The organism is Nigerium massiliense, from assembly GCF_000826085.1.
Lineage (GTDB): Bacteria > Actinomycetota > Actinomycetes > Propionibacteriales > Propionibacteriaceae > Propioniciclava > Propioniciclava massiliense.
Genome location: NZ_CCYM01000002.1, coordinates 503,862 through 520,041, shown reverse-complemented (window position 1 = coordinate 520,041; position 16,180 = coordinate 503,862). Strand labels below are relative to the sequence as shown.

Sequence of the window (16,180 nt, the reverse complement as noted above, 5' to 3'; positions counted from 1 at the left end):
CGACGGGTGTCCCACGCCGGGACGTGGTGTCATAGGACACATGTCGCGTTCGTGGAAGATCCTCGTCGCGGTCCTGGTGATCGCGGGGATCGTCGCGGGTGTCGGCGTGGCGCTCGGGCGTGGCTTCCTCTCGGAGCAGCAGGCTCGGGCGAAAGCCGGAGACGTCGCCGCCGAGATCGCCGCGCGCGCCCTGAACGACGACGACTTCCACCGCACCGTCGGCGTCGACCCCGCCGCCGAGTTCACCGAGATCACCCGCGGCATCGCCGTCGACCCCCAGGTCACGCTGGGCGAGGTCGCCATCGGGTCGGACAAGAACAGCGCGGTCGCCCGGCTCCACTACTCCTGGCCCGTGCTGGCGGGCTCGCCCGCGTGGGCGTACGACACCACCCTTCAGCTGACGAAGACGGGCGACGCCTGGAAGGCGTCCTGGACGCCCGAACTCGTCGCTCCCGGCCTCGGCGACCACGAGCGCCTGCGCGGACGCCGGCTGCAGCCGACCCGCGGCGAGATCCTGGGCGCCGGGGGCGTCCGGTTGGCGTCCAACCAGCCGGCAACCCGGGTCGGCATCGACAAGACGCTGGTGGACGCCGCGACGGCGGTCGCGTCCGCGCGGGCATTGGCGCAGGTCGTCGGCATCGACCCGGCCGCGTACGCCGCGCGCGTGCAGAAGGCCGGGCCGAAGGCGTACCTCGAGGCGGCCGTCCTGCGCGACAACGACCCGACCCAGAAGGAGCAGGCCGACAGGGCGTCCGCGATCGACGGCGTGCGCCCGATCGACACGGTGCGCCCGCTGGCCATCAGCTCGTCGTTCGCCCGGCCCCTGCTCGGCGTCGTCGGCGAGGCGGACGCGGCGGCCGTCGCGAACAGCAAGGGCGCCATCAGGCCCGGAGAACTCGCCGGGTTGACCGGCCTGCAGGGGCGCTACGACGCCACGCTGCGCGGGCGGGCCGGCTACGAGATCCAGGCCGTGTTGCGCTCCGATCCGGCCACGGGACGCGAGCTGTACGCGATCCCGGCCGCCGACGGCGCCGACCTGACCCTCACCTTGGACGCCCGGCTGCAGAGCCAGGCCGAGCGCGTCCTTGCCCCGGTGAAGCCGGCCAGCGCCATCGTCGCGATCCGGCCGAGCGACGGTCACGTCCTGGCGGCGGCATCGGGGCCGGGATCGAACGGCTACTCGACCGCGACCCTGGGGCGGTACGCGCCGGGTTCGACGTTCAAGACGGTCAGCGGGCTCGGCATGCTGCGCGCGGGACGCACGCCGGCGTCCACGGTGACGTGTGCCCCGGCGATCTTGGTGGGCGGCATGCGCTTCGACAACTTCCAGGGCTACCCGGCCTCGGCGCTGGGCCAGGTGCCGCTGACGACGGCGTTCGCCCACTCCTGCAACACCGCGTTCATCGGCGACCGCGGCCGCGTCGGTCAGGCGCAGCTGCGTCAAGCCGGGGACGCGCTGGGCCTCGACATCGCCCCCGACCTCGGCCTGCCCGGCTTCCTCGGGGAGGTGCCCGAGCAGGCGCCGAGCGTCGAGCACGCGGCGTCCATGATCGGGCAGGGCAAGGTGCTGGCGTCGCCGTTGGGCATGGCGACGGTCGCGGCGTCCATCGAGAAGGGACAGCGGGTTCGTCCCGTCCTGCTCGCTGGACGCGCGCCCGCCTCCGCCCCCGCGCCTGCGGCTCCGCTGACCGCGGCCGAGCGGGCCCAGCTCAAGCAGTTGATGGCGGCGACCGTCACCGAGGGCGGCGCCGGCGTCCTGCGCGGTCTGCCGGGCGGCCAGGTGTTCGCCAAGACCGGGACCGCCAGCTACGGGGCCGCGCCGGTCCGGTTCCACGCGTGGGTCATCGCCCTCCAGGGCGACCTCGCCGTCGCCGTGTTCGTCGAGGACGGCACCAGCGGCGCCAAGACCGCAGGACCGCTGATGCGCGACTTCCTCACCGCCGTAAGGGGCTGACGTGGGGCGGCCCTCCGGCTGACCCCCACCGCGGGGTGGCCCGGGGCGGCCGGGCGGCGCGTAGGGTGAGGGGAACGAATCGGCATCGTGGAGGTCGAGATGGGAACCGTCCGCCAACCCGCTGTCGCCGGGACGTTCTACCCGGCTGACCCGCGCGTCCTCGCCCCGATGATCCTCGACTTCCTGGACGCCGCCCGCGCGGACGTCCGGCCGGACGCCCCCGCACCGAAGGCGATCGTCGCCCCGCACGCCGGCTACGTGTACTCGGGTTCGACCGCGGCGCTCGCCTACGCCCGGGCCGAGCGGCGCCGCGACGAGGTCTCCCGCGTCGTCCTGCTCGGTCCGTGCCACCGCGTCTACACCCGTGGCCTCGCGACGCCCGGCGCGCGCACGTTCCGCACGCCGTTGGGGGACGTCCCGATCAGCGCGGCCGCCGACGACCTGCCCGGCGTCGAGCGGCGCCCGGACGTCCACCGCGACGAGCACTCCCTCGAAGTCCACGTCCCGTTCCTGCAGACCGTGCTCGGCGACTTCGAGCTCGTCCCGCTCGCCGTCGGCGACGCCGAGCCCGCGCTGACCGCCGACGTCCTGGAGGCGCTGTGGGGCGGTCCCGAGACCCTGATCGTCGTCAGCACCGACCTGTCCCACTACCTGCCCTACGACGACGCCCGCGAAACCGACGCCGCCACGATCGATCAGGTGCTCAGCCTCGGCGTCCCGATCGACCACCGCCGCGCCTGCGGGGCGTCCCCGCTCAACGGGCTCCTCGAGGCATGCCGCCGCCGCGGGCTTCGCCCCGAGCTGCTGGGCGCCTGCAACTCCGGCGACACTGCGGGCGACCTTCGTCGGGTCGTCGGCTACGCGTCCTTCGAGGTCGCCGAACCTCGCCACGAGGAACAAGAGGCCGCCCGACCAGCCGAGGAGGCGTCATGACCCAGACCCTTCCGCCGGACGCGGGCAAGGTGCTGTTGCCGCTGGCCCGCGCAGCCATCGCCGCGCACCTCGAGGGACGCGGCCTCGCCGTGCCCACCCAGCCCTCCTGGCTCGCCGATCCCGGCGCGGCGTTCGTCACCCTCACCGAGGCCGGACGCCTGCGCGGGTGCATCGGCTCGCTGGAAGCCTGGCGTCCGCTGGGCGAGGACGTCACCGCCAACGCGATCGCCGCGGCCGTCCGCGATCCGCGCTTCCCAGCGCTGACCCGGCGGGAGCTGGACGGCGTCCGCGTCGAGGTGTCGGTGCTGTCGGCCCCGGAACCGCTGCCAGCGGCGTCCGAGGACGAGGCGCTGAGCGCGTTGCGCCCGGGCGTCGACGGCGTGATCCTGGCGGACGGGTCACGCCGGGGGACGTTTCTGCCGCAGGTGTGGGAGCAACTGCCTACCCCGCGGGAGTTCCTCGGCCACCTCTACCGCAAGGCCGGGGTCCGGGGCTGGGGCGACGGCACCCGGCTGTCCCGCTACACCGTCACGGCCTGGGAGGAATGATGGGCGCCGACGTCATCGAGGGCCGCCCCGCCAACTACTGGAAGCCGCTGCCCGACGGGCGCATCGAATGCGACCTGTGTCCGCGCGAGTGCCGGCTCCGCGACGGCCAGCGCGGCTTCTGCTTCGTCCGGGCCAACAAGGACGGCCGCCTCGTGCTGACGACCGACGGGCGCAGCTCAGGCTTCTGCATCGACCCGATCGAGAAGAAGCCGCTCGCGCACTTCCACCCGGGGACGTCCGTGCTGAGCTTCGGCACGGCGGGCTGCAACCTGGGCTGCAAGTTCTGCCAGAACTGGGACATCTCGAAGTCCCGCGAGATGGACCGCCTGCAGGACCAGGCCTCGGCCACCCAGATCGCGGACGCCGCCCTGGCCCACGGCTGCCGTTCAGTGGCCTACACCTACAACGATCCGCTGATCTTCACCGAGTACGCGATCGACGTCGCGCAGGCCTGCCGCGAGCGAGACATCCTCAACGTCGGCGTCACCGCCGGCTACGTGAACCCCGAAGCCAGGCGCGACTTCTTCGGCGCGATGGACGCCGCCAACATCGATCTGAAGGCGTTCACCGACGACTTCTACCGCCGCATCACGGGCGCCCGCCTGCGGCCCGTGCTCGACACGCTGGTCTACCTGCGGCAGCACACGGACGTCTGGTTCGAGTTGACCACGCTGATCATCCCCGGCCACAACGACTCCGACGGCGAGCTGCGCGCGATGACGTCCTGGATCGTCGCCGAGCTCGGCCCGGACGTCCCGCTGCACTTCTCGGCGTTCCACCCCGACCATCGCATGCGCGACGTCCCGCCGACCCCGCCGGCGACGCTCACGCGGGCGCGGCAGATCGCCCTGGACGCTGGCGTGCGCTACGCCTACACCGGCAACGTCCACGACGTCGCGGGCGACACCACGTTCTGCCCGGGCTGTCACCGGGCGCTGATCGTCCGCGACTGGTACGCGCTGAAGGGCTTCCACCTGGACGTCGCCGGCGAGGCCGGGTCGTGCCCGTCCTGCGGCGCGGCCGTGGCCGGACGGTTCGACCCGAAGCCGGGACGTTTCGGCCCGCGGCGCCTCCCGATCAGGCTCGGTCGATGACGTAGTGGGACGCACGGGCCCTGGTCCGGGCGTTCCCTACGATGACGGCCATGGCAACCGCCCCACAGCTACGGCCGAGCCCCATGGGCGTCGGCGACGTCTTCTCCGGAGCGCTCGCGGTGCTCAAATCGCGGCCGTTCCTCTTCATCGGACTACTCCTGCTCCCGTTGGTGCTGCTCTTCGTGGTCATCGGCATCGGTATCGCGATCATGCTCGCCGCCACGGCCCAACGCAGCCAGCCCAACCCCGGCCTGGCGCTCGTCGCCGGCCTCGTGCTGATCGTCGGCACGATCGCCGCCTCCCTGCTTCAGTACCGCGCCTACGGGATGATGAGCCTGGCGACGTACGACCTGGCGTCCGGCCGGCAACCCACCTTCGGTGACCTCATCGAGCGCACCCGGGGCATGATGATGAAGATCTTCGGCCTCCTCGTGCTCCTCTACGTGGGGATGTTCGTCATCGCGCTGATCCTCGGCATGATGTTCGGCGGCCTCGGCGCGCTGTTCTCGGGCACCGGAAGCCGCGGGTCGGTCGGCACCGCGACGTCGATGATGGGCGTCGGGATGTTGCTCTACCTGGCGTTGATCGCGGTGATCGTCTTCTTCAGCGTGCGGTGGATCTACCTGATCCCCACGATGGCTCTCGAGGGACGCGGCGGGTTCGACTCGCTCGGCCGGTCCTGGCAGCTGACCAAGGGGCACTTCTGGCGGACCCTGGGCACCTACATCGTCGGCGTCCTCGCGATCGACGCGGTGTTCCTGGTGCTGTACTTCGTGTCGATCGCCCTGCTCGGGCCGTCGCTGGCCCGAGTCTCGAGCCGCGGCTCCCTGCCGCCCGGCGCCATCGCGATGGTCGTGATCGTGTCGCTCATCTGGCTCGTGGTGTCGCTGCTCATCACGCCGTTCGTGCAGATCTACGTCAGCGTCATGTACCTCGATCAGCTCGCCCGCGACCAGCGCGCCGGTCAGCCGGTCGGCGCCTACCCGCAGGCGCCGAACGGCTCCGCGGTGGCCGGCGGCTACGCCCAGCCCGGCGTCGAACGGGGCGCCGGCGGTCAGCCGGACCAGTACGGCCAGTACCCACAGCAGGGTGAGTACGGCCAGCCCAACCAGTACGGCCAGCAGGACGGCTACGCCCAGCAGCAGTACGGGCAGCCGAACCAGTACGGGGACCAGCAGAACCAGTACGGACAGCAGTACGGGCAGCAGAACCTGGACGGCCAGCAGCAGTACGGCCAGTCCGCTCGCCCCGACCAGGGCGGTCAGTACGGCCAGCAGCCCGAGCGGTGGCAGCAGCCCACGGGCCAGGACGACCAGACGTTCCGCCGGCCCGTTGAGCAGGACCCGGGCGCTACCGACGCTTCGTTCGGCGACCAGGGCGGCCGGGCCGACGACGGACGCCCGAGGGACGAGGGGCGCTACGACGGCCGCCGCCCCGACGAGCCGCTGTCCTGATCCGACAACCCGAGGCCCCGGACAGCATCGGCTGGCCGGGGCCTTCGTGCGTCTTCTGCCAGCACGTCGCGGCAGCGGGACCGCCGGGTTGCCGCCGCTCAGCGCCGCCGCTTGGTCGGCTTAGCCCGATTCTGCGCGACGCGGAACTCCACGATGTCGCGGACGAGTTCGACGGGCAGCGGCCGGTCGAGCGGGAACCGGATGGACCCCTTCGCGTGGGTGAACCCGGCGAGCCGGTCCTCGGCGAACGCGACCCCGTCCGCGCCGGGGTAGAAGCCGACGTGGCGGTCGAACGCGGCGAAGTGCACCAGGTTGCCGTTGAGGTCGAACGTCGGCATGCCGTAGCTGATCTTCTCGGACGCCTCCGGCGCCAGTTCCGCGATCAACGCCCGCAGCTCGGTCATGAGCTCGCGCTGCTTCTCGCCCGACCCCGCGATGTAGCGGTCGACCGCGCTGGAGCGACCGCCGACGTCGCTCACAGGCGTAGCCAGACCGCGGCGTAGCCCGGCAGGCGTCCGCCGTCGACGGGGGACGACGCGACGATCACCTCGGACCCCGCGGGGAGGTCCACCTCGGCGGCGCCGAAGTTCACCACGCAGGCGAAGCGGTCACCGCGGGTGAACGCCACCACGTCGCCACCGTTGAGCGGGTGCCAGTCGAGGACGCCGTCGCCGAGCGCCGGATTGGCGTGCCGCTCGGCCAGCGCCGCGCGATACAGGTTCAGCGTGCTGGTCGGGTCGTCGGACTGCGCCTGCACCGTGAGTCCCGCCCAGTGCTCCGGCTGAGGCAGCCAGGGCTGCCGGTCGGACGGGCCGAACCCGAACGGCGGCTCGGTGCCCGACCACGGCAGCGGGACGCGGCAGCCGTCCCGGCCGCGCACCGTGTGCCCGGAACGCTCCCAGGTCGGGTCCTGCAGGGAGTCCTCGGGCAGGTCCTCGACCTCGTCGAGCCCGAGCTCCTCGCCCTGGTAGACGTACGCCCCGCCGGGCAGCGCCAGCTCGAGCAGCGCGGCCGCGCGGGCGCGGCGGCGTCCGAGCTCGATGTCGACCGGCATCGCCGCCACCTGCTGATCGAACTCCAGCGAGGACAGGCTGAATGGGTCGTCGGCGGAGAAGTCGATGCCGGTGACCGCTTTGCCGTACCGGGTCGCGACGCGGACGTTGTCGTGGTTCCCCAGCACCCAGGTGGCGGGCGCGCCGACCGTGTGGTGGGCGACCAGGGTCTTGGTGATCACCGCTCGCTGAGAGTCGGCCGACCACTGCGACAGCATCGCGTCGAAGTTGAACGTGGTGTGCAGGCGTCCGGGGTCGACGTAGCGGATCAGCCGCTCGATGGGGTCGAGGTAGGCCTCGGCCACGAAGACGCGGGGGCCGAGTTCGGTGTCGGCATAGGAGTCCGCGACCTCGCGCCAGCGGCGGTGGATGGGCGGCAGGTCGGCGTGGTCCCAGGCGGGCGCGCCCTCGAAGGACTCGGTGGTGCCGTAGCCGGTCAGCGGATCGACCCGGACGTCCGGCAGCGCCATGTCCTTGGCCATCGAGTTCGCCACGTCGATGCGGAACCCGTCCACGCCGCGGTCGAACCAAAACCGCAGGATCGAGTCGAACTCGTCGGCGACCTTCGGGTTGGTCCAGTTCCAGTCGGGCTGGCTCGGGTCGAACAGGTGCAGGTACCACTGGCCGGGCGTCCCATCGGGCTCCGTCACCCGCGTCCACGCCGGGCCGCCGAACATACCGCCCCAGTTGTTCGGGGGCTCGTCGCCTCCCGGGCCACGGCCATCGCGGAAGATGAACAGGTCGCGCTCCGTCGAGCCGGGACCGGCCGCCACCGCGGCCTTGAACCAGGGGTGCTCCCAGGAGCTGTGGTTCGGCACGAGGTCGATGAGGACCCGCAGGCCCAGCTCGTGCGCGCGGGAGACGAACGCGTCGGCGTCGGCCAGCGTCCCGTAGTCGGGGGAGATGTCGCGGTAGTCGGCGACGTCGTAGCCGCCGTCCAGCAGCGGGGACGGATACCAGGGGCTCACCCACACGGCGTCCACGCCCAGCTCCGCCAGGTAGGGCAGCCGGTCGATCATGCCGCGGACGTCGCCCGTGCCGTCGCCGTTCGCGTCGGCGAACGAGCGCGGATAGATCTGGTACACCACGGCGGAACGCCACCACTGCGGATCGTCGAGCACGGACGGGCGGGCGTTGCCACGCTGAGGTGATGTCATGGCCCCCAGACTCGCGGCCGAAGGGGCCAGAATCAACCGACCTTGCGGTGCGCCTTAGGCTGGGAGCAGCACATCCATCCGGTCCGAGGAGTCGAGATGAACGGACGCCGGCGTCCCTCCCCGCGGCTCAGCGCCGCCCTCGCGGCAGCCTGCGCCCTCACGTGCCTCACCGCCTGTCAAGGAGCCACCGTGACCCCCAGCCCGAACCCCGCCCAGCCTGCCGTTCCAGACCGCCCCGCCCATGGGCCCCAGCCCCTCGGGCACGCCCGTCGACCTGCCCGGCGATCGGCGCACGGCGATCCAGGACGACCTCGCCGCCCGGGGCGTCACCGACGAGATCACGGTCGTCAAAAGCGAGGCGGTCACCTGGCCGAACGGCTCGCTCGGCTGCCCCCAGCCCGGGCGCATGTACACCCAGGCCATCGAGGAGGGCCTCTGGGTGATCGTCGAGGCCGGCGGCGAGCAGTACGACTACCGATTCGGTCGCGGCGGCACGCCGATGCTGTGCGAAGGCATCCGCTGACGGTGCGCCCCGCGGCTGTGTGTGCCCGCCCCGCCTGACCCCGGACGCGCAACAGCGCCCCGCCGACTGATCGGCGGGGCGCTGCTGGTCTAGCGGGTTACTTGGCCGCCGGCAGGAGGATGGCCTCCGGGGCGCCGGCCGCGTTGTCGAGCGAGACGACCATCGAGCCGAGCGGCTTCTGCTGCGCGAAGGCGGCACCGTTCGACGAGAGGGTCTGGGTGGCGGTCTTGTTGATGCCGACGGTCACGAAGTGGTCGTCGGAGATCGCCTTGTTCCACGGGTTGTACGTGGCGACGCCGCTCATGGTGTCGCTGAACGGGCCCTCGAGGGAGGAGCTCATCACCGAGTACGAGAACGGACCCTTGGCCTGCGTCAGCCCGAGGTCGGCGGCCTCGACGGGCAGCAGCACGGTGCCGCTGTCGGTCGGGGCGACGCTGAGGTACCCGGACGAGCTGAGCGCCTTGGTCGCCACGTTGTAGACGAAGACCTCGGAGAGGCCGTCGGCGTCACCGGAGCGGATCTGGCCCGAGTCGGCAGCCAGCACGACGTAGTCCGGCTTGTTGTCGCCGTTCGTGTCGATGTTGACGTCGTACTCGTTGGTGGCCGCGTTCGAGAACCGGTCGTGGTTGTTGATCGCGAAGACCAGCATCTTGCCGCCGCCGGCCATGTCGGACGCCTGGACACCCGCGGCCCGCAGGTCGAGACCGGTCGGGACCGTCAGCTTGTCCTCACCGTTGGCCGGCGCGGAACCGGCCCGGGTGACGTCGCCGGCGGCGTCCTGCAGACCCCAGGTGAAGAAGTCCGCGTTGGCGGCGTACGCGCCGCCGCGGTTGGCCAGCCGCACCTGGGTGGTGCCGTTCTGCTTGATCGCGCCGACGGAGGTGGCCGTCAGCTTGGTGTCCCCGCGGGGAACCAGCAGGTAGGGAACCCGCAGGGTCTCGTTGCCGGAGGTCAGCTTCACGTTGCCGGAGACCTCCCGGAAGTTGAACTGGTCCTTCGACATCGTCGAGGTCATGACGTCCTTGACGCGGGCGGTGAGGTTCACCTTCAGCGTGGCCTGGCCGCCGGGCTGGACGGTCACCTTGGCGGGGCTGAACCGCACGGTCGCCGGACGCGACTGCGGGGTGGCCTCGTTGGACGCGGTGAACGTCATCGCCTTCGTGCCGTGGTTGATGACCGTGACCGTCTTGGAACCCCGGAAGTTGGTCGTCGACTCCTGGAAGCCGAAGGAGAGGCTCGGCTCCTTGTAGGTCATGCCGTTGGCGACGTAGGTGTCGCCGGTGGCGATCGCCTTGGTGCTCACCGACTGCGCCGTGTCGACCAGACCCGCGCCGCCCAGCGTGAGGCGGTAGTCGAGCTGGCCGGACGGATCGGCGGTGGAGACGATCGCCGCGGAGACGTCGGACGCCGTCCAGCCCGGGTGGGCCTGCACGGTCAGCGCGGCGACGCCGGCGACGTGCGGGGACGCCATCGAGGTGCCGGACATGATGGCGACGTCGCTGCCGGTGCCAACGCCCGCGGACGCGATCGAGACGCCCGGCGCGCTGACGGCCGGCTTCAGGCCGGAGTCGCCGTTACGCGGGCCGCCGGACGAGAACGAGCCGTACTTGCGGAAGCCCGGGTTGGCCAGCGGCGCGGCCGCGAGCGTGACCTGCTTGCCCTCGGCGGCGACGATCTTGGGGCCGTCGGTGGAGCGGACGCCGAGGAACGGGATCGTGACCGTGTACTTCTCGCCGGTGTCCGGGTCCTCGGTGATCTCGCCCTCGTACGGCGGGAAGATCGGCGCGTTGTTGATCATCAGGGCGGCGCCGGCGCCGGCCTTCTGCGCCCAGATCGCCTTGGCGACGCGGGCGCAGGTGCCGCGCTTGGACACCGCGAGCTGGCTGGCGGAGTTGACGCCGTTCTTCGTGTAGGCCTCGGTGGAGCAGCCGAGGGACTCGTCCTCGGTCGTGGCCGGGTCGTCCTTCAGGACGACGACGGTGAACGGGGTGGTCGGAATGGGGGCGCCGTTGGCGTTCACCGCACCGACCGTCGAGCCGTCCGGCAGCTTGATGTTCGCGCCGGGGTAGGACTCGGTGGCGTCCATCGCGGCGACGGAGATGACCCCGCGGCCGACGCCCGGAGCGCCCGTGATGTACGGGTTGGGGCCGCTGTTGCCCGCGGACGTGACGACGACGACGCCGGAGGCGACCGCGTTGGCGGCGGCCACGGCGGTCGGATCGTCGACCCGGCCGTACGGCGAGCCGAGCGACATGTTGACGACGTTCATGCCGTTCTTGACGGCCCAGTCGATGGCCTCGGTGGTGACGTTGGTCGAGCCGGAGCAGCCGAAGACGCGCACCGCGTACAGGTCGGCCTGCGGGGCGACGCCCGGGCCCACCTTGAACTTCTTCGACGGGGTGGTGTCGTCGTACGGGCCGGTGTAGGCCTTGCCGTCGGCGGTCACGCCGCCACCGGCGGTGGTGCCGGCGACGTGGCTGCCGTGCCCCTGGCAGTCGAGCGGGTTCGGGTCCGGCTTCGCGACGGAGTCGGGCTTGTTGGCGTCGTAGTTGTCGCCCACGAAGTCCCAGCCGCCCTTAACGCGCGGGGCGTTCGGGCCGAACAGCGCCGGATCGGCCGGCTGCGTCTCGGTGGCGTGCGCCTTGGTGTAGGCCTCGACGGTGCCCGGACCGCCGAAGTCGGCGTGGGTGTAGTCGATGCCGGTGTCGATGATGGCGACCCGGACGTTCTTGCCGGTGTAGCCGGTGTTCTTCCACACCTGCGGGACGCCGAGGAACGGGACGCTGGTGGCGTTGTTCCGCGTGAACGTGGTGACGCCGTGGATGCCCGCAACGTTGCTCAGCTTGGCGATGGCCGGCACCTGGTTGCGCTTCACGCTCACCCGGATGCCGTTGTACGCCGACTGCATCGTGGCCTCGATGCGGCCTCCCTTGCGGGCGATGTCGCCGGAGATCGCGTCCTGCTGCTTGGCCAGCTTCGAGCGGATCGACGCGCGCTGCGAGCTCGAGAGCGTGCCGGGCGTCTTGGCCTCGACGACGGCGACCGGATCGCCCTTCATCTGCACGATGACGTCGACGCGGGAATCGTCCTGGAGGGATGCCGGGAGGACCGAGGAATCAATGCGTCCCGACGAGGGCGCCGGCAGGAACTTGTCCGCCGGGTTGGGGGCGGCGGAGGCCGCCGTCGCAGGCAGTGCCAGGGCGAAGATGCCCGTGGCGATCAGGATTTTGCTTCGTCGCAAGGGTGGTCCCAGCCTTTCGGGGCTACGGAGGGCAACGCGGGATCGCGCGTGGGGGAACCGTATCCTCCGCGTGATTTGGCTGTGAAGAGGCTGAGAAAGTCCACCTGAGGCCGGGTGTTAACAATTTCAAGTTGTGATCGGCCGCGACTCCGTGCCGGGGTGGCCCCAGACAGGGGTCGTTGGCCCGGGACCATGCGCGTCGATAGGGTGAGCGGGATACCTGCGACCATTCGTGACGACCGAGGGAGAAGAGCACGCTCATGGCCAAGATCATCTACACCCATACGGACGAGGCCCCGATGCTCGCCACCTATTCTTTGCTGCCGATCGTCGAGGCCTTCACCTCGACCGCGGGCATCGACGTGGAGACGCGGGACATCTCGCTCGCCGGCCGCATCGTCGCGGCGCTGGCCGACTTCCTGCCCGCCGAGCAGCAGGCGTCCGACGACCTGGCGGAGCTGGGTGAGCTGGCCAAGTCGCCCGAGGCCAACATCATCAAGCTGCCGAACATCTCCGCGTCCATGCCGCAGCTGAAGGCCGCGATCAAGGAGTTGCAGGACCAGGGCATCCAGGTGCCCGACTACCCGGACAACCCTTCCACCGACGAGGAGAAGCGCATCCGCGCGGCCTATGACAGCGTCAAGGGCAGCGCCGTGAACCCCGTCCTGCGCGAGGGCAACTCCGACCGCCGCGCCCCCGCAGCGGTGAAGAACTACGCCAAGGCGCACCCGCACTCGATGGGCGCGTGGTCGAAGGACTCCAAGACCAACGTCGCCACCATGGGGGAGGGTGACTTCCGCCACAACGAGAAGTCGGTCGTCCTGGACGCCCCGACGACCGTCACCATCCAGCACGTCGCCACCGACGGCACCGTCACCCCGCTGAAGGAGGGGCTGAAGCTGCAGGAGGGCGAGGTGCTCGACGGCACCGTCATGTCCGCGGAGGCGCTGGACACCTTCCTCGCCGACCAGGTGCGCCGGGCCGCCGACGAGGGCATCCTGTTCTCCACGCACCTCAAGGCCACCATGATGAAGGTCTCCGACCCGATCATCTTCGGCCACGTCGTGCGCGCATTCTTCCCGGGCACCTTCGCCCGCTACGGCGACAAGCTCGAGGCCGCCGGCCTCAGCGCCAACAACGGCCTGGCAGGCATCTTCAGCGGGCTGGAGTCCCTGGACGGCGGGGCCGAGATCCGGGCGTCCTTCGACCGCGAGCTCGCCGAGGGGCCCGCGCTGGCGATGGTGAACTCCGACAAGGGCATCACCAACCTGCACGTCCCCTCCGACGTCATCGTGGACGCCTCCATGCCGGCCATGATCCGCACGTCCGGCCAGATGTGGAACGCCAAGGGCGAGACCCAGGACACCCTGGCCGTCATCCCCGACTCCAGCTACGCCGGCATCTACCAGGCCGTGATCGACGACTGCCGCGCCAACGGCGCCTACGACCCGACCACGATGGGCTCGGTGCCGAACGTCGGCCTCATGGCGCAGAAGGCCGAGGAGTACGGCAGCCACGACAAGACTTTCGAGATCGAGGCGCCCGGCACGGTGCAGGTCGTCGACGAGAACGGGAAGGTCCTGCTCGAGCACGAGGTCGCCAAGGGCGACATCTGGCGCGCCTGCCAGACCAAGGACGCCCCGATTCAGGACTGGGTGAAGCTGGCCGTCACCCGCGCCCGCGCGTCCGAGACGCCGGCCGTGTTCTGGCTCGACCCGGAGCGCGCGCACGACCGCAACCTCATCGAGAAGGTCGAGCGCTACCTCGGCGACCACGACACCGACGGCCTCGAGATCCGCATCATGACGCCCATCGACGCCACGACGTACTCGATCGAGCGCATCCGCCGGGGCGAGGACACCATCTCCGTCACCGGCAACGTGCTGCGCGACTACAACACCGACCTCTTCCCGATCCTCGAGCTGGGGACCAGCGCGAAGATGCTGTCGGTCGTCCCGCTGATGAACGGCGGCGGCCTGTTCGAGACCGGCGCCGGCGGTTCGGCCCCCAAGCACGTGCAGCAGCTGCTGGAGGAGAACTACCTGCGGTGGGATTCCCTCGGCGAGTTCCTCGCCCTGGCCGAGAGCCTGCGGCACCTGGCCGACTCCGACGACAACCCCCGTGCGCGGGTGCTCGCCGGTGCGCTCGACCGGGCGACCGAGACGCTGCTCAACGAGGGCAAGTCGCCGGCCCGCAAGGTGGGCCAGATCGACAACCGCGGCTCGCACTTCTACCTGGCGCTCTACTGGGCCCAGGAGTTGGCGAAGCAGACCGACGACGCCGAGCTGGCCGAGGCGTTCAAGCCGATCGCCGACCAGCTCACGCAGGCCGAGTCGACGATCGACTCCGAACTGCTCGCCGTCCAGGGCAGCCCGGCCGACATCGGCGGCTACTACCGTCCCGACGACGCCAAGGCGGCGAAGGTGATGCGGCCGTCCGAGACGCTCAACGGCATCATCGACGCGCTGAGCAAGGCCTGATCCACCGGCTGGTTCCCGGCATCCGCTGAGGGTGCCGGGAGCCCTCGTCTGTCCCGAGCTGTCCGCGATAGGAACCATGAACGCACCGACCCCGTCCCTGCGGCTGCGCCGCGCCCGCTGGGCCGTCGCCGCCCTCTTCTGGCTCAACGGCGCCACCATCGCGTCGGTCGTTCCGCGCTACCCCCTGGTGAAGGACAACCTCGACATCCCCAACGCCTTCTTCGGCCTGGCGCTCGCCGTCGGGCCGTTCGGCGCGCTGATCGCGGGCGCGTTCACCAGCCCGCTGCTGCGCCGGTTCGGCTCGGCGCGCGTCGCCACGTGGGCGCAGGTCGCGCAGGTGGTCTTCGCGGGGCTGGTGCTCAACGCGCCGAACCCGTGGCTGTTCGCGGCGTTCGTGTTCCTCATGAGTTCGGTCGACGTCTACACCGACATCGCGATGAACAGCCACGGCTTGCGCGTGCAGCGCGGCTACGGCCGGTCGATCAACAACGCGTTCCACGCGTTCTGGAGCTTCGGCGCGGTCTGCGGCGGCCTGGTCGGCGCGTTCTTCGCCGGCATCGCGCTGCCGCTGCCCTGGCACGCCCTCGGGTTCGGCGCGCTGCTGATCCTCATCAACGTGCTGCTGCGCCCGCATCTGCTGCCCGGGCACGACAAGGAGCCCGACGCCCAGTCGGACGCCGCCCCGCCGGCCCGCGTCCCGCGGGCGATGTGGTGGCCGCTGATCGCCCTCGGCCTGATCGCGGCGTTCGGCGCTAGCATCGAGGACGCCGGCTTCAGCTGGAGCGCGCTGTTCCTGCGCGGCGACCTCGGCGCCTCCCCGGCGGTGGCGGGGTTGGGCGTCGTTTCCCTGGTCGGCGCGCAGACGATCGGACGCCTCACCGGCGACCGCCTCGTCGACCGGTTCGGCAACCGGCGGGTCGCGCAGGTCGGCTGCACCCTCGGTGCCGCCGGCATGGGGCTGGCGCTGCTGTTCCCGTCCGTCCCGCTCGTCCTGATCGGCTACGCCTGCGCCGGGTGGGGGGTCGCGACGATCGTCCCGGCGGTCTACGCCACCGCCGACGAGCTGGCGGGGCTGCCGCACGGCGCTGGACTCGTGGTCGTGAACTGGATCCTGCGGCTGGGATTCGTCATCATGCCGCCGCTGGTGGGATTCGTCTCGGACGCCACGTCGCTGCGCATCGCGCTCATCATCATGCCGGTGGCCATGGCCGCCATCGTCGCCCTGTCGGGCCACCTGCGCGGGCGCGTGAGGGGCCAGGGCAGCCTCGTGGAGGTGACGCCGTGACGAACCCCGCCCTGACCGCCGCGGAGGCGCTCGGCCTCGACGCGCGCCTCGTCCGGCACGCGCCGGTGACGTCGCTCGAGGAAGCCGCCCGCCTGCGCGGGATCGAGCCGCGCGCCCTGGTCAAGACCCTGGTCGTGCGCCGCGGCGAGGACGACTACGTGTTCGTCCTGGTGCCGGGCGACAAGGGGTTCTCCTGGCCGAAGCTGCGCGCGCTGCTGGGCGTCAACCGCCTGTCCATGCCGGACGCCGCCACCGCCAAGGACGTCACCGGGTACGCCCGCGGGACGATCACGCCCTTCGGCTCGACGCGCGCGTGGCCGGTGATCGCGGACGCGTCCATCGCCGGGCCGATCTCGTTGGGCGCCGGGGAACCGAACGCCGGGCTGCTGCTGAACGCCGACGCGGCGCTCGCCGCCCTCGGCGCGCAGCGCGCGGACATCGTCGACTGACGGCGTTCGT

The 16,180-nt window shown here is 71.3% G+C and carries 12 protein-coding genes; 9 read left to right on the top strand and 3 right to left on the bottom strand.

The genetic code is table 11. The features are described from left to right. Nucleotides 1-40: 40 nt before the first annotated feature. The 5 genes from BN1187_RS03835 to BN1187_RS03815 all read left to right on the top strand — a co-directional run bounded on the left by BN1187_RS03835 (nt 41) and on the right by BN1187_RS03815 (nt 5,983). Nucleotides 41-1,954 carry a penicillin-binding transpeptidase domain-containing protein gene (locus BN1187_RS03835; protein ID WP_040158874.1) on the top strand — a complete coding sequence of 638 codons (1,914 nt, stop codon included), beginning with the start codon at nt 41-43 and terminating at the stop codon, nt 1,952-1,954. A gap of 87 nt (nt 1,955-2,041) precedes the next feature. Next, on the top strand, nt 2,042-2,887 hold the full coding sequence (gene amrB, locus BN1187_RS03830; RefSeq protein WP_218184561.1) for an AmmeMemoRadiSam system protein B: 846 nt from the start codon (nt 2,042-2,044) through the stop codon (nt 2,885-2,887). Beyond that, on the top strand, nt 2,884-3,435 hold the full coding sequence (gene amrA / locus BN1187_RS03825) for an AmmeMemoRadiSam system protein A (RefSeq protein WP_040158872.1): 552 nt from the start codon (nt 2,884-2,886) through the stop codon (nt 3,433-3,435). The genes amrB and amrA overlap by 4 nt, the downstream gene beginning before the upstream one ends. Beyond that, on the top strand, nt 3,435-4,529 hold the full coding sequence (gene amrS, locus BN1187_RS03820; protein ID WP_040158871.1) for an AmmeMemoRadiSam system radical SAM enzyme: 1,095 nt from the start codon (nt 3,435-3,437) through the stop codon (nt 4,527-4,529). The genes amrA and amrS overlap by 1 nt, the downstream gene beginning before the upstream one ends. A 50-nt stretch (nt 4,530-4,579) precedes the next feature. Beyond that, the gene (locus BN1187_RS03815; protein ID WP_162182373.1) at nt 4,580-5,983 is read left to right on the top strand and encodes a glycerophosphoryl diester phosphodiesterase membrane domain-containing protein; all 1,404 of its coding nucleotides are present in this window, start codon (nt 4,580-4,582) and stop codon (nt 5,981-5,983) included. A gap of 98 nt (nt 5,984-6,081) precedes the next feature. On the opposite strand, the gene BN1187_RS03810 is transcribed toward BN1187_RS03815, so the two are convergent. Next, nucleotides 6,082-6,462: an iron chaperone gene (locus BN1187_RS03810; RefSeq protein ID WP_040158865.1), complete on the bottom strand. Its 381-nt coding sequence runs from the start codon at nt 6,460-6,462 to the stop codon at nt 6,082-6,084. Then, the gene (locus BN1187_RS03805) at nt 6,459-8,192 is read right to left on the bottom strand and encodes a glycoside hydrolase family 13 protein (RefSeq protein WP_052462253.1); all 1,734 of its coding nucleotides are present in this window, start codon (nt 8,190-8,192) and stop codon (nt 6,459-6,461) included. Before BN1187_RS03805 ends, BN1187_RS03810 begins: the two co-directional genes overlap by 4 nt. A 241-nt stretch (nt 8,193-8,433) precedes the next feature. Between BN1187_RS03805 and BN1187_RS03800 the strand changes: the two genes are divergently transcribed. Next, nucleotides 8,434-8,715 (top strand): hypothetical protein, encoded by a 282-nt coding sequence (locus BN1187_RS03800; protein WP_052462252.1) that lies wholly within the window; start codon nt 8,434-8,436, stop codon nt 8,713-8,715. Nucleotides 8,716-8,812: 97 nt separating this feature from the next. Here the strand turns inward: BN1187_RS03800 and BN1187_RS03795 are convergent, their stop codons facing one another. Continuing rightward, nucleotides 8,813-11,956 (bottom strand): S8 family peptidase, encoded by a 3,144-nt coding sequence (locus BN1187_RS03795; RefSeq protein WP_040158861.1) that lies wholly within the window; start codon nt 11,954-11,956, stop codon nt 8,813-8,815. Between the two features lie 260 nt (nt 11,957-12,216). On the opposite strand from BN1187_RS03795, the gene BN1187_RS03790 reads away from it, so the two are divergent. The 3 genes from BN1187_RS03790 to BN1187_RS03780 all read left to right on the top strand — a co-directional run bounded on the left by BN1187_RS03790 (nt 12,217) and on the right by BN1187_RS03780 (nt 16,170). Beyond that, nucleotides 12,217-14,436, top strand: coding sequence for an NADP-dependent isocitrate dehydrogenase (locus BN1187_RS03790; protein WP_040158859.1), 2,220 nt, complete (start codon nt 12,217-12,219; stop codon nt 14,434-14,436). Between the two features lie 76 nt (nt 14,437-14,512). Next, nucleotides 14,513-15,721, top strand: a complete 1,209-nt coding sequence (locus tag BN1187_RS03785; RefSeq protein WP_040158857.1) for an MFS transporter — start codon at nt 14,513-14,515, stop codon at nt 15,719-15,721. Further along, complete coding sequence (locus BN1187_RS03780) at nt 15,718-16,170, top strand: aminoacyl-tRNA deacylase (RefSeq protein ID WP_040158854.1); 453 nt, start codon at nt 15,718-15,720, stop codon at nt 16,168-16,170. Before BN1187_RS03785 ends, BN1187_RS03780 begins: the two co-directional genes overlap by 4 nt. Nucleotides 16,171-16,180: the final 10 nt, after the last annotated feature.

Bases quoted from the DNA above. Each gene is read 5' to 3' on its own strand.
- BN1187_RS03805 (WP_052462253.1), bottom strand. From the start codon at position 8,192: ATGACATCACCTCAGCGTGGCAACGCCCGCCCGTCCGTGCTCGACGAT.
- BN1187_RS03790 (WP_040158859.1), top strand. From the start codon at position 12,217: ATGGCCAAGATCATCTACACCCATACGGACGAGGCCCCGATGCTCGCC.
- BN1187_RS03815 (WP_162182373.1), top strand. From the start codon at position 4,580: ATGGCAACCGCCCCACAGCTACGGCCGAGCCCCATGGGCGTCGGCGAC.
- BN1187_RS03835 (WP_040158874.1), top strand. From the start codon at position 41: ATGTCGCGTTCGTGGAAGATCCTCGTCGCGGTCCTGGTGATCGCGGGG.
- BN1187_RS03785 (WP_040158857.1), top strand. From the start codon at position 14,513: ATGAACGCACCGACCCCGTCCCTGCGGCTGCGCCGCGCCCGCTGGGCC.
- BN1187_RS03800 (WP_052462252.1), top strand. From the start codon at position 8,434: ATGGGCCCCAGCCCCTCGGGCACGCCCGTCGACCTGCCCGGCGATCGG.
- amrS (WP_040158871.1), top strand. From the start codon at position 3,435: ATGGGCGCCGACGTCATCGAGGGCCGCCCCGCCAACTACTGGAAGCCG.
- amrA (WP_040158872.1), top strand. From the start codon at position 2,884: ATGACCCAGACCCTTCCGCCGGACGCGGGCAAGGTGCTGTTGCCGCTG.